This is a genomic window from Paenibacillus sp. strain BS8-2 (genome assembly GCF_054483835.1).
The window spans coordinates 4,547,440-4,561,502 of record NZ_CM137010.1 but is presented as its reverse complement, the minus strand read 5'-3'; the positions used below and the strand labels follow the sequence as shown (position 1 = coordinate 4,561,502).

The 14,063-nt window shown below is 41.2% G+C and carries 12 protein-coding genes and 1 pseudogene; 2 read left to right on the top strand and 11 right to left on the bottom strand.

Annotated elements, in window-relative coordinates; all coding sequences use genetic code 11:
- Positions 1–271 precede the first annotated feature (271 nt).
- The 4 genes from ACX1C1_RS19695 to istB form a co-directional block, all read right to left on the bottom strand.
- Positions 272–829 (bottom strand): DEAD/DEAH box helicase family protein, encoded by a 558-nt coding sequence (locus ACX1C1_RS19695; RefSeq protein WP_458957737.1) that lies wholly within the window; start codon positions 827–829, stop codon positions 272–274.
- 1,261 nt (positions 830–2,090) lie between these two features.
- Complete coding sequence (locus ACX1C1_RS19690) at positions 2,091–2,468, bottom strand: hypothetical protein (protein ID WP_458953865.1); 378 nt, start codon at positions 2,466–2,468, stop codon at positions 2,091–2,093.
- 840 nt (positions 2,469–3,308) lie between these two features.
- A complete protein-coding gene (locus tag ACX1C1_RS19685) occupies positions 3,309–3,749 on the bottom strand; it encodes a hypothetical protein (RefSeq protein ID WP_458953864.1) in 441 nt (146 codons plus the stop codon).
- 80 nt (positions 3,750–3,829) lie between these two features.
- A complete protein-coding gene (gene istB / locus ACX1C1_RS19680; RefSeq protein ID WP_458957736.1) occupies positions 3,830–4,540 on the bottom strand; it encodes an IS21-like element helper ATPase IstB in 711 nt (236 codons plus the stop codon).
- Between the two features lie 86 nt (positions 4,541–4,626).
- On the opposite strand from istB, the gene ACX1C1_RS19675 reads away from it, so the two are divergent.
- Positions 4,627–5,776 (top strand): IS3 family transposase gene (locus ACX1C1_RS19675; protein ID WP_458953848.1). Its coding sequence is split into 2 segments (ribosomal slippage): positions 4,627–4,901 and positions 4,900–5,776, totalling 1,152 coding nucleotides; the frame shifts between segments, so codons are not numbered across the junction.
- 209 nt (positions 5,777–5,985) lie between these two features.
- Here the strand turns inward: ACX1C1_RS19675 and istA are convergent.
- From istA to ACX1C1_RS19650, 5 genes are all read right to left on the bottom strand, one after another.
- Positions 5,986–7,269 (bottom strand): IS21 family transposase, encoded by a 1,284-nt coding sequence (gene istA, locus ACX1C1_RS19670; RefSeq protein WP_458953863.1) that lies wholly within the window; start codon positions 7,267–7,269, stop codon positions 5,986–5,988.
- An 89-nt stretch (positions 7,270–7,358) separates the two neighbouring features.
- Positions 7,359–7,595 (bottom strand): hypothetical protein, encoded by a 237-nt coding sequence (locus tag ACX1C1_RS19665; RefSeq protein ID WP_458953862.1) that lies wholly within the window; start codon positions 7,593–7,595, stop codon positions 7,359–7,361.
- Between the two features lie 810 nt (positions 7,596–8,405).
- Positions 8,406–8,963, bottom strand: coding sequence for a DEAD/DEAH box helicase family protein (locus tag ACX1C1_RS19660; protein WP_458957735.1), 558 nt, complete (start codon positions 8,961–8,963; stop codon positions 8,406–8,408).
- Between the two features lie 183 nt (positions 8,964–9,146).
- Entirely contained in the window at positions 9,147–9,584 is a 438-nt protein-coding gene (locus tag ACX1C1_RS19655; RefSeq protein ID WP_458953861.1) for a DUF5071 domain-containing protein, read from the bottom strand.
- A gap of 475 nt (positions 9,585–10,059) precedes the next feature.
- On the bottom strand, positions 10,060–10,128 hold the full coding sequence (locus ACX1C1_RS19650) for a putative holin-like toxin (RefSeq protein WP_237087120.1): 69 nt from the start codon (positions 10,126–10,128) through the stop codon (positions 10,060–10,062).
- Positions 10,129–10,223: 95 nt separating this feature from the next.
- On the opposite strand from ACX1C1_RS19650, the pseudogene ACX1C1_RS19645 reads away from it, so the two are divergent.
- Positions 10,224–11,779, top strand: a pseudogene (locus ACX1C1_RS19645) (IS3 family transposase).
- 337 nt (positions 11,780–12,116) lie between these two features.
- On the opposite strand, the gene ACX1C1_RS19640 reads toward ACX1C1_RS19645, so the two are convergent.
- Complete coding sequence (locus ACX1C1_RS19640; protein WP_458953860.1) at positions 12,117–12,539, bottom strand: hypothetical protein; 423 nt, start codon at positions 12,537–12,539, stop codon at positions 12,117–12,119.
- A gap of 173 nt (positions 12,540–12,712) precedes the next feature.
- Entirely contained in the window at positions 12,713–13,216 is a 504-nt protein-coding gene (locus ACX1C1_RS19635) for a GNAT family N-acetyltransferase (RefSeq protein WP_458953859.1), read from the bottom strand.
- Positions 13,217–14,063: the final 847 nt, after the last annotated feature.

Below are 14,063 nucleotides of genomic sequence, written 5' to 3'. Positions count from 1 at the left end.
ACTTCCAAAACTTCTAACTTCTTTAATCTCGGAATTGCGCATAACGTTTGTGTATTCACGAACCCTCACTGCCTTAAACGACCAACGGGAGTGGCCGCGACGCGGTTAGGCAGTGCAGGGTTGTCCGGCTGATTATACTTCCCTGCTACTGAATCTACTTCTTCGAAACCGCTTCTTCTGCTTCGGCCCGGACCAAGGAGCGATAGCGACGCAGCGTGAATACGGTGTTATAGGATGTCAGCGCCTTCCTGAGATACTTTCACAGATCACTTTATAAATTAAATTTATCTTTTATTGTTTTCGCAACTAAGTCTGCACTTAAATTGCTATTATTGATCTTGATATAATTTTCTCTTAATATCTCTCCATGGTTTGAGTTTAATCTGTGTTTTTCCATAGTCTTTTTCAAGTCTTTTTCTGATTGTTCAATATTTCTTTTTGTTGGCTTTTGATCAAGTCTATACGGAGTTGAGTTTCTTATTAGCCTTTCATCAAGATCTGCTTCTAACTCAACTAGAATTATTTCAGCTCCTTGCGATTCGAAAAAATCACAAGTTTGATTCACAAAATCCCAATCTCCCTGAAGATCAAAACCCCATACATATGTGAAAATCAGTCCATAATTATTGCTATTAGCAAAAGATTCAAAAAACTCTTTCCTCATTAAATTTGCTAATCTCCACGTTTCACTACCAAATCCAAAGAAGGGATGAAATAATTCGATCGACATATGATTATGGAATAATTTTAAATCAGTTATCTTTGTCAGTTCATTACCAACTGTCATTTTCCCAACAGCTTGGGGTCCAAATATTAATACGAATTTGATATTAATCACTCCAATTCTTTATGCTCTGCGCTGATTTCCTATAACGTTTCGTATATTCACGACGCCCGGCGAATGCCGGGTGTGTCCACAGCATCCACTTCCTGAAGCCGCTTCTGGGACCGAGGGCGAATGCCCGAAGCGTGAATATGGTGTTAGCCGATGCCCCTGACCTCTTTGTGATACTCACACTATTCATTTAAATATTCTTTTGATATTCAATTCAATCTTTTTAATCTTGATCTTTTAATAGCACTTTTAGATTATTCATTAAAATTCACGATTCATTAGAAAGAATTGTAACGACCGTAATTGTCCATGTTATGGCGGCAAACAATACTCCACTTCAGAACAACTCTTTGGTGTATGGTCTGTCCTTCATAATATTTTTAATTGCCCTCAGTAAAGCAACAATAAATAAGAATGCAATTATCGGCATTAAATAGAATCCTACAAAGTAAAAAATAACCATCGCTCCTCTCACATCCCCTTACTCCGAATGATGCCACGTATCACTAATAGTAAAGCAACTGAGCTCTTGAATTTTAAATATATTCGATGCTCTCAGGGGTTTCGGCTAACGTTTGTGTATTCACGACGCTCGACGAAGTCGAGTGTGTCCACAGCAACTACTTCTTCGAAGTCGCTTCTGGGACCGAGGGCGTAGCCCGATGCGTGAATATGGTGTTAGCTGATGCCCCTTGCTTCTTCGACTACTCTACAAATTGTTATCGCTTTTCAATTCTTTTCAATGTCTCTTAATGTCTTTTACATCTTTTAATTTGTTTCAAATTGCTCTTCAATTTCTTTCAAATTCCTTTGATGTCCCTTACATCTTTCAATTTCTTTCAAACTCTTTTATTCACTTGTGATCCATTCGTTTTTAAATTCTTAATCTTATACATAAATTCAATTTGCCTTTTCATTTCATCTTGCGTCCTTAAATACACAATATTTGCTGCTGGGCATCAGACCAGCATTAACTCGTACTAGGCTGATTGAAGATATGGACTGCTTCTTTCGCTGCAGCTTGCCTTTAGTATAAGTAATCAATCTTTTAATTGATTTACATTATCTATATTGCCTTTAGGGGTTTCAGCTAACGTTTCGTATATTCACGATGCCCGACGAAGTCGGGTGTGTCCACAGCAACAACTTCCTGAAGCCGCTTCTGGGACCGAGGGCGAATGCCCGATGCGTGAATATGGTGTTATATGAAGTCCTCTTCTTCGTAGATTTACTTACAAAATAGTACTTTAATTCTTCAATTCTTTGTTATTTCGTCTTCAAATATTTTTTTAAATTCATCTGTTAAAATTATCACATCCTGCACCTCGAAATCTTTACCAGGTGTATGATTTACTAAGATCATTTCCCCGTTTCCTAATTTTATTAACGAATATGATTCGAAGTTAGCTTTAGAATCATTAATTTCTTTAAGTTTGGAAAATAATTCTTTCGTTGCTTCTGTATTACGATGATCAAGATACAACGATTGAAACTCTTCATAGTCATCTGAGTAAATAGTTTTCATTAGTTTCATTGCAGTTTCAATGGGGTCAGATTTATTGTCTTCTGTACATGCAGTTACAATCAATATAAAGGTAATAATCAACAAGGTTTTAATCGATTTACCAATCATTAATTCATCCCCAATCATATTGATTTCATTAAATTTTTTTTATTATTTTGGGTTTTAAGAGGATTTCATATAACGTTCTTGTATTCACGAACCCTCACTGCCTTAAGTGACCAGAGGGAACGGCCGCGACGCGGTTAGGCAGTGCAGGGTTCCGGCTGACTATGCTTCCCTGCTACTGAATAAACTTCTTCGAAACCTCTACTTTCAACTTCGGCCGGACCAAGGAGCGATAGCGACGCAGCGTGAATACGGTGTTATCTGCTGTACCTGGCCTCCTGAATTACCTTCAAAGTCTCTTAAAGTCATCTTTCATCTTTCATCTTTCGTTGTTCATATTTCATCGTTCGTCTTTCGTCTTTCCTTATTCATTTTTCATCGTTCATCATTCGTTAATCAATTTTCATTTCTTTCATATCTCATATTTCATATTTAAAGCCTACAAGATGCTTTATAAAAAGCTATCTTTGCGCAATCTTTATTTCGTTTCATATTTTTCTTTCAATAACTTTGTTTGTAAACAAGCAGCCGTTCTCACAACAAACAATGATCAGCATCCATGTCAAAAGTAATTAGAGATCTGTTTGTTTCTTTAATCTTGATGGGGTTCAGGTATTGCAGATAACGTTTTTGTATTCACGAACCTTCACTGCCTTAAACGACCGTAGGGAGTGGCCGCGACGCGGTTAGGCAGTGCAAGGTTGTCCGGCTGAATTATCTTCCCTGCTACCGAATTATCTTCTTCGAAACCACTTCTTCTACTTCTGCCGGACCAAGGAGCGATAGCGACGCAGCGTGAATACGGTGTTAGATGATGTCCCGGACTTCGAAGCTCTATCCTACTCAATCTTTCTTTTCTTTGTGATATTTCTCTTTTAATCGAATCGATTCACTTAAATGATGCAAGTTATGGAAATTGGCAGGCATATATAATAATCCTGCAACAGCGTTACTTCCCCAAAAGTCTAATATATTCTTGATCTCTTCCTTCACTCCGCCTTGATTAGCAATTCTCTGCAAATCCGATTTCCGAATCGATCTGCTTAGATCAGAAAATTGCAGTTCATTCATTATTGATTTCGTACTCTCTCCAACTGTGTTCCGATAGTTTCTAATTTCTATCATATTTAGATTAGCACTTAAATCTTCCATTTCACTTGAAGTAAGCGCATTCCCTGTATGAATGATGGAGCAATTTAATCGTTCTTTCCATTTGCCTTCCAGAAATATCTGATTCCGTTGCCCAATCAAAACATTCATGGTCATATCTTCAATTCGTGACATGTGAAAGATGCTCCATGCAATTGTGACTGTAAATGTCAACATAAACATGTACACTTTTGCTTGTTTAAGGATGTACAAAATCACTTGTCCTCTTGGACGAAATGATCCTTCAATCGGTACGATTCGCCTATAATAGTGACGACAGTTGCATGGTGCAAGATACGATCTAGGATGGCATTAGCGAGCTTGGGCTCTCGAAATACTTCATCCCATGCTCGAAAGTTAACATTAGTCGTGAAGATGGTGCTACGCTTCTCATAACGCATATCAATGAGCTGGAAGAATAGCTTTGCATCCTCTGGCTCAATGGGCAGATAACCAATCTCGTCAATGATCAGCAACTTGTACTTCGTGTAGTGTTTTAACCTTGCTTCAAGTCGGTTCTCAAGCATGGCACGCTTGAGGTTTTGTATGAGATCGTGACACTTGATGAAGTACGTGCTTGTTCTTTTCTTTGCTGCAGCGATGCCAATCGATGTGGCTAAATGTGTTTTTCCTACACCACTTGGGCCTAAGAATACAATGTTCTCATTGCCTTCTATGAAGCGTAAGCTAGCAAAGTCTAGCATTTGTTCTCGATTCACAGAAGGTTGAAAGTCGAACGAAAAGTCTGCCAGCTCCTTATGATGAGGGAACGCTCCAACCTTCACCATGGCATGAATCATATTATGCTCACGCACATCAATCTCATAGTTAGTGAGCTTCACAAACGTGTCCATGAACGAAAGCTTGTTATGGATGCTGAAGTCGACCACTTCATTCAAATGGCTCACCATCTGTTTGAGGCCCAGGTACTCTAGGTTTCGAACAGCTTGCTGGTAGGAGGTTTATAATGCTACATATAATCTAGACAGCAAAAAAGGAGTTTCTTAGTTGTATGACGACCAGCAGAAGAAAGTTCAGCCCAGAAGAGAAGGCACGTATTGTACTGGAAATTCTAAAGGAAGAAAAGACGTTGTCACAGATCGCAACGGAGGAGGGAATTCATACGAATGTCCTCAACCGGTGGAAATCGGAAGCCGTTCAAAACCTTTCTCAATTGTTTGTCGATGATCGTAAAGGCATCACGAAAATGAAACAGGAATACGAGCAGCAAATCGAAGAACTCTACGGCGAGGTTGGCAGATTAACGACCCAATTGTCGTGGCTCAAAAAAAAATCTGGCCTCTAATCTATCCCGTGATGAGCGTGTAGATTTATTGGAATGGGACTGCCCAGAGCACTCTATCTTCGTACAAGCGGATCTCTTAAGCCTGAACCGCTCCAGCCTGTATTACAAGCCGGTGCCTCCATCTCCGGAGGAAATTCGCCTCAAGCACCGAATTGATGAGCTTTACACAAAGCACCCGTTCATGGGCTATCGAACGATCGCTTCGATTATGAATCGGGAGAACGACGCGATTCACGAAAATACGGTAAGGCGCTATATGCGCGAAATGGGAATCATGGCGATCTACCCAGGTCCGAACCTGAGCAAACGTGATCTTCAACATCGAATCTATCCCTATCTGTTACGTAAATTGGCGATTACAGAGCCGGATCAGGTCTGGAGTGTGGACATCACCTATGTTCGGCTGAAGCAGGGATGGATGTACTTATACGCCATTATAGACTGGTATTCCCGTTATATCGTAGACTGGCAGCTTGATCAGAGCCTAGAAATTGGTTTTGTACTCGAGACGATGAAACGGGCACTGGCAAGGCGCAAGCCGGGCATTGTGAACAGTGATCAAGGGAGCCATTTCACAAGTCCACAATACATTGATTTGCTGAAAGAGAACTACGTTCGCATTAGTATGGATGGCAAAGGTCGCGCAACCGATAATATTGCCATCGAACGGTTTTGGCGCAGTCTGAAGTACAATGAGATCTATCTGAATGACTACAACAGTCCACGTGAGGCTCGAAACGGCATCCGTAGTTATATTCATCTTCATAACCACTATCTGCCGCACCAGTCCTTGCAGAAGCACACGCCAGCTGTTGTGTATAACCGTGAAGTCGTGCTTAAATTCACATCTGAGTAACGGAGGAAGAACCTTTCCTCCCGCGCCTTCGCTTGAGCTTTGTCCTCCACCTGTGGACAACATCATGCAGGGAATGATTAACTGTTATTCCATCTCAGATAAGGGATAGGACCTCCTATACCGAAGCCTTAATAAAAACTTGTGAATCATTTCACACCTTAACTATATTAAAATAACTGTCTTGACATCTTGTAGCACCATAGTTACACTCATTCGTATGCACCTCCAATCGTGCGTAGATTCTTCTTAGCTAAGTCATTAATATCGGGATAACGTGGCATAGACAAGTTTAAGCTTTCCCTGTAATGCTCCTCTGTGTAATTTAACACGGCGTTACCAATGGGATGTCGTACGAGAAGTTTCGTGTTATAATACGCATACAGATGATTGTCATAGACTTGTAGGCCTACCGTTTTTCCTTGATACCCAGCTGGTACTGAGTATTGTCTGGATTGGTAGGAGATCATGTTCGACGCATTGATCTTAACAAGCTTATGATGTATGCGATAGGAACTTCTTACACGCTCCGCTGGTAACGGGTGTAAGGAGTTCTTTTCCTTTTCCAGAGCCAGTATGGGCACTTTCCCCGTTCCTTGATGGAACGATTGGTTGACACGATCGCACAGCTTTTGGATGTAGGCTTGGAGCTCGGGTAAGCTAAACTTCCCTTGGTAAGCATGAATTTCATCTAAGATCTTCATTGGGGCTTCCACCTTTCCTTTGGTACGAGGACGTCCTGCAATACAAGGCTTAACCTGAAACCCAAAGTCTGCTGCAAACCCAGCGAATTTCGTATTCACTTTGCCAGCCCTGTGCTCGGTTCTCGCTTCGTCCATGACCGTCTTCATGTTGTCGGTTAAGATCTCATGAGGAACTCCACCTATGGCCTCAAAAGCTTCTGTCAAGAAGGAGAGCAATACACTCTGAGACTTCGTTATGCTCATGTGATACATCCGAAAGCGTGAGTACGAGAGCAGTAATACCGCAACATTGACTTCGACTTTCTCTCCGTCCTTCGTTTCATAGGGGATACTTTCTTTCCAGTCTAACTGAGCCTGCTTGCCTGGATCTGTCTCAAAACGCACGGTACCTTGTGGTGACGGTGTACGCTGTCCATTCGTGAAGTACGCATCAAACTCAGGTTTACGAGCGATGTAGGCACGAAAAGCAGATGCAGAGCATAGTAACCCATGGTTGTCTGTTAAGTACTGCCATAGCACACGTTTGTAGTAGAAAACTTGCTTGCTGTCTGTGGATAACAATGCAGCAATGACTTCATAATATTCATCAATCTTCGACCCTTTATCTCGTGATCTTCTCCTTGTAAACCCATCTAGATATTTCTGAATGGTTCGACGATCCACCTCTAGTTCTCTTGCTAACTGGCTTATATTCATTTTCATATTGAGATTCTCCATCAATGATTTTAGTTTAGGTAAGTCTAGCAAACTACGAATCTCGATGCTGGATTGAACATTCAACGTGGTGTACATACTCATCTCTCCCTTGAGACCAGTATGGTTCACCTTGTCAAGAATGTACATTTTTATTCAAGCATTTCTGTACACGTTTAGATTAGCATTTACATTGTGACTCTTTCTTGGCTTAATAAAGTTCTAAAACATTCTTCATTCATGTTATTCCATAAGTAATCATCCAAAGTTTCTTCAGTATTATCCATTGTAATTTGAGATGAATGAACGTTTGCATGTAGTTCCTTCAACAAACTAATAGATTCTTTAAATTTCTGTTCTACAAAAATGATGCTTTCTAAATAGCTCATTTTATCTTTCCATTGTTGGATTTGTACATTCGTCATCAAAACAACTCCTGGAATAAATTTGGTTTTGATTTATACGCCCTTCCGGGATTTCATCTAACGTTTGTGTATTCACGACGCTCGACGAAGTCGAGTGTGTCCACAGCAACTACTTCTTCGAAGTCGCTTCTGGGACCGAGGGCGTAGCCCGATGCGTGAATATGGTGTTAGCTGATGCCCCTTGCTTCTTCGACTACTCTACAAATTGTTATCGCTTTTCAATTCTTTTCAATGTCTCTTAATGTCTTTTACATCTTTTAATTTGTTTCAAATTGCTCTTCAATTTCTTTCAAATTCCTTTGATGTCCCTTACATCTTTCAATTTCTTTCAAACTCTTTTATTCACTTGTGATCCATTCGTTTTTAAATTCTTAATCTTATACATAAATTCAATTTGCCTTTTCATTTCATCTTGCGTCCTTAAATACACAATATTTGCTGCTGGGCATCAGACCAGCATTAACTCGTACTAGGCTGATTGAAGATATGGACTGCTTCTTTCGCTGCAGCTTGCCTTTAGTATAAGTAATCAATCTTTTAATTGATTTACATTATCTATATTGCCTTTAGGGGTTTCAGCTAACGTTTGTGTATTCACGAACCCTCACTGCCTTAAACGACCAACGGGAGTGGCCGCGACGCGGTTAGGCAGTGCAGGGTTGTCCGGCTGATTATACTTCCCTGCTACTGAATCTACTTCTTCGAAACCGCTTCTTCTGCTTCGGCCCGGACCAAGGAGCGATAGCGACGCAGCGTGAATACGGTGTTATAGGATGTCAGCGCCTTCCTGAGATACTTTCACAGATCACTTTATAAATTAAATTTATCTTTTATTGTTTTCGCAACTAAGTCTGCACTTAAATTGCTATTATTGATCTTGATATAATTTTCTCTTAATATCTCTCCATGGTTTGAGTTTAATCTGTGTTTTTCCATAGTCTTTTTCAAGTCCTTTTCTGATTGTTCAATATTTCTTTTTGTTGGCTTTTGATCAAGTCTATACGGAGTTGAGTTTCTTATTAGCCTTTCATCAAGATCTGCCTCTAACTCAACTAGAATTATTTCAGCTCCTTGCGATTCGAAAATATCACAAGTTTGATTCACAAAATCCCAATCTCCCTGAAGATCAAAACCCCATACATATGTGAAAATCAGTCCATAATTATTGCTATTAGCAAAAGATTCAAAAAACTCTTTCCTCATTAAATTTGCTAATCTCCACGTTTCACTACCAAATCCAAAGAAGGGATGAAATAATTCGATCGACATATGATTATGGAATAATTTTAAATCAGTTATCTTTGTCAGTTCATTACCAACTGTCATTTTCCCAACAGCTTGGGGTCCAAATATTAATACGAATTTGATATTAATCACTCCAATTCTTTATGCTCTGCGCTGATTTCCTATAACGTTTCGTATATTCACGACGCCCGACAAAGTCGGGTGTGTCCACAGCAACCACTTCTCTGAAGCCGCTTCTGGGACCGAGGGCGGAGCCCGACGCGTGAATATGGTGTTATATGAAGGAACACACTTCTTGAACTACAATCACCATTCCGCCTTATTCAAAATATGTAAATACTTATCAAAGTCATTTTCTGCATTCATCTGTTCAATTAAGTATTTAATCCAAGCAATCCAAATTGTATCTTTCTCATTTTCTGCTCTAATTAAAACTTCTTCTACATAAGGTCGTATACTTTCAAGGTCTAATTTCTTCATAATCTCTACTGCAGGCTGAGCTCCCGGCCAATTCATATCCATCAGTAATAACAGCATTTGTGGAACTGCTTTTAATTGATCTAAATTATCAAGTCGTTCAATAATCCTTATTGCATTGTGCCATTGTTCTTTTTGAGTTTCACTTATGAAAATGTTTATTATTTCATCTTTGTAATGAATAAGCTCTTGCACTGCAAAATCTTGTTCAGATTGAGGGCGGTGCCAGTTGAGAGATGCCAATAGTTTTTTTACTACTTCATCCATGTAATACCCCTCACATTCCCGCTCTTGTGTTCTTTCATATAACGTTTCGTATATTCACGACGCCTGGCGAATGCCAGGTGTGTCCACAGCAACCACTTCTTCGAGACCGCTTCTGGGACCGAGGGCGTACGCCCGATGCGTGAATATGGTGTTAGACGAAGTTAACGCTTCTTTGCGCTGCTCACAAACGATTCGATTTGATTGTCTTTCAATATGTTTTTTAATACGCCTTTGATACGCCCTTAATACGTCTCTAATTTAATTTTCTATTTCAGTTTTTTATCGCCTTTAATATTCTTTTCAATATTCTTTAATAGCTTTTCCTGGTTCACTTCTTTTTCCAATTGTGTTATCATACCTATAAAGAAGCCGAGTGCGGCAAACACTCGGCTCAACAATTGGCTTGGATGGGTTATCCCTTCTGAGTAAATAGGATCAAAAACCCACCTTCGGCTCGCAACCTTGGGGTGGGTTTTTACTTTTTCTTGTTGTTTGAGTTAATGTATGTTAATAGTGCAAGGATAAACGATCCGAATAGAAACATGATCGTTAAAGCATCCTTAACCCCCTCTGTCAGAATAGTTGTCGTAACCCCTATCTCAAAGTATAGTGGGAATAACGAGAACGAGGTGGATGAGAGTGAACCAGAAAAGTCAGGAATTAAAGCAGAGTATCTTACAACGGATGTTGCCACCCAATAATGAATCTGTTAGTAAGTTAGTCAGAGAGACGGGTATATCTGAAACCACGTTGTACAAGTGGAGGAACGCGGCGAAAGCCCAGGGAACAATTATGCCAGCAGGTGCATCTACAGAGCGATGGAGCACGATGGATAAGTTCACCATCGTGGTGGAAACAGCAGCATTAAGTGAGATTGAGATGGCCGAATACTGTCGTGCCAAAGGGTTATTCGTAGAACAAGTAGAAGCATGGCGCGATGCGTGTATGCAAGCTAACGGAGGAGTTACTGCTCACTCCAACCAGTTGCAGAAGGAACTACGTGCGAAAGAACAAGAGAACAAAGCGTTAAGCCGTGAGCTGAAGCGCAAAGAGGCAGCACTCGCCGAGACAGCCGCCTTATTGGTGTTGCGAAAAAAGGCCCAAGCGATTTGGGGGGACAACGAGGACGAATGATCCGTGCCTCAGATCGCGAGCAAGCTCTTACACTGATTGGGGAAGCCGTCGGTGCTGGTGCAAGAGAAGCAGCTGCTTGTCTAGAGCTCGGACTGACTCAGCGGACGTTGCAACGCTGGCGCAAGGAAGGCGGAACCGTAGACGGACGTCCTCAAGCCAAACGACCAATTCCCTCGAACAAGTTAAGCGAAGCGGAAGAACATCAGGTACTGGACGTTCTTCAGCAACCCCAGTACAGGAGCCTGCCGCCAAGCCAAATTGTGCCTGCGCTGGCCGACGAAGGGACATACATCGCCTCTGAATCTAGCTTTTATCGAATCATGCACAAGCATAACCAACAACACCATCGCGGGCGCAGCAAGAAGCGATCTCCTAAACCGATTACAAGCCATGCTGCATCTGGACCGAATGAGGTATGGATGTGGGATATTACGTGGTTGCCAGGACCTGTGAAGGGGTTGTTCTTCTACCTTTATCTCATACTAGATTTATACAGCCGTAAAATTGTAGGATGGGAGATTTGGGAAGAAGAGTCTGCGGAGCATGCCAGTCAACTGATTCGTCGCACGGTCATTCGTGAGCAATGCGTAATCCGACAACAGCCACTCGTGCTTCACTCGGATAACGGAAGCCCAATGAAGGGAGCCACGTTACTCGAGACGCTATACAGTTTAGGTATCACGCCTTCCCGTAGCCGACCGCGCGTTAGTAACGACAACCCTTATGCAGAATCGATTTTCCGCACCTGCAAGTACCGCCCTGATTATCCTACGAAGGGCTTCAGTGACCTAACAGAGACCCGTGTCTGGGTCAGACAGTTTGCTAGCTGGTACAACGATGAGCATCGTCATAGCGGACTGAATTTCATCACCCCGAGCCAGCGACATAAAGGACTGGCAGACGATGTGTTTAAAAAACGCAAAGAAGTATACGAAGCCGCAAAAGCCAAGAAGCCGAGTCGTTGGTCTGGCGAAGTGCGTGACTGGAGCTTGGAAGATGAAGTCTGGCTCAATCCTGAAAAAGCGACGCTTATTCAGGCTGCGCAAAAATCGCTATCTTGACAGCATACTGTTTTTTGAGAAATAGCGACAACTATCTTGACAAACACCGTTAACCTCCATGGCCTCACCTCCTTTCGAAGGGAAACCATGCCCACCCAAGATTCAATTGTCTTTCCTATTGTACCATCATCTACCATCTAGGTGAAGAACAATTGTTCGATCTTTTCAATCGATCTTGAACTCGTTAATTTCGTCTAACGTTTCGTATATTCACGACGCCCGGCGAATGCCGGGTGTGTCCACAGCAACCACTTCCTTGAAGCCGCTTCTGGGACCGAGGGCGTATGCCCGATGCGTGAATATGGTGTTATACGAAGTGCCTTACTTCTTCGAGTTACTACCAAATATAATCTTCCCATTCTTTCCATTTACTTTTTATTGATTTAACAATTTCTTCCCCACCGATTGAGATCGAGTTCTCATGTGAGCAATATATAATCCATTTCAAGTCCTTAGGAAACCAATAGCCTTCTCCCTCACCATCATATTGAGTTTTAAAAAAATCCATATTAATTTGTTTCCCTAAGTCTCTCCACTCTTTAATTTCAAATATCTCCATTTCATTTATAACTTCTCTCAATGTATTAAAACCAAACTTTCTTTCAAATTCTTCCGCATTAAATGAGATAACATCTGTTCTATTAATTGGTCTTAATGGATACCAATAATTATTAGTTACTCCCCATTCAGTCTCAAGTGCTGCATGGAATGACAAAGTTTCTAATTCGGACAGATCCCTTAAATAGAATTGATTATTCATTAATTTATTATCCTTTCAGGCATTTCGTATAACGTTTCGTATATTCACGACGTCCGACGAAGTCGGATGTGTCCACAGCAACCACTTCTCTGAAGCGACTTCTGGGACCGAGGGGCGTAGCCCCGATGCGTGAATATGGTGTTATAGGATGCCGCCTCTTCCTCGAATTACTTTCAAATTGTATTTATCCAGTATTTACAGATCCCTTTATTAATCCTTTCAAGTTTTCCATTATTACTTTCCACTACTTTTCTTGATCTTATATTTGTTTCATCACAAGTTATTAATAATTCAACTATCCCGATTTCTCTTGAGACTTTAATAAGTTCAGATAGAAATATCTTTCCATATCCCTTACCTCTTTCACTTGGTCTCACTATATAACCAATGTGGCCCCCATATTCTTGTAATCTATCATTTAATCGATGTCTCAGTTTACCGTAAGCAACCGGTCGATCATTAACAATCATCCAAAATATCGTTTGAGGCACATATCCCTCTGATAAATTTATGCCTTTTGAGATTTCTACAAGTCTAGGCAAGCTGGCCTTAAACTCTTCAAAATTGTTATCTTGAAAATTAGTGGTGAATCCATTCTCACCCAGTCCAATTTCCTTTATCATTTCATACATTTCAATGTCGTCATTTTCAGACAATGCGATTAATTCTATCTTCATAGATCTCACCTGCATTTCTATGGTTTTGGCGGTTTCCTATAACGTTCTATGTGTTCACGACGCCGAAAGGCTTAAGTTGCCTTTCAATCAAGCGCAGCGATTGGAATTGCCGGGTGGCTCCGCCACTTAGCCTTGAAGGTGTGTCCGGCTGATTCTTCTTCCCCGATTTTTCTTCGGCCGGACCGAGGAGCGTTAGCGACGATGCGTGAAAACGGTGTTATCTGCTGGATCTGCCCCACTTCTCCGAATAAAGACAGGACGTCGACCCACAGCCCTTATATTCCCTATATCTCTTATCATCTTTTATGATCTTTTCAATCTCAGCTTCTTCGAGCAGGCTCACTCAAACTAATTGAGTTGAATGTCTTTGATGTCTTTGAAATCTCTGATGTCTCTGATGTCTCTGATGTCTCTGATGTCTCTCATGTCTTTGATGTCTTTGATGTCTTTGATGTCTTTGATGTCTTTGATGTCTTTGATGTCTTTGATGTCTTTGATTTCTTTGATTTCTTTGATTGTTTTACGTGTTTTACGTCTTTATGATGTTTTAAATATTTTATGTCTTTATCTGGTTCGACTTCTACATGGACTTTTCTTCTCGGTTTACTTCGAGCAACAGGACGTTGCGGATGATTTACATACAAATCTCTTGGGGCAGATCTTGCAGATAACGTTCCATGTGTTCACGACGCCGAAAGGCTTAAGCTGCCTTCCAATCAAGCGAAGCGATTGGATTTGCCGGGTGGCTCCGCCACTTAGCCTTGCAGGTGTGTCCGGCTGATTCATCTACTCCGATTTTTCTTCGGCCGGACCAAGGAGCGATAGCGACGATGCGTGAAAACGGTGT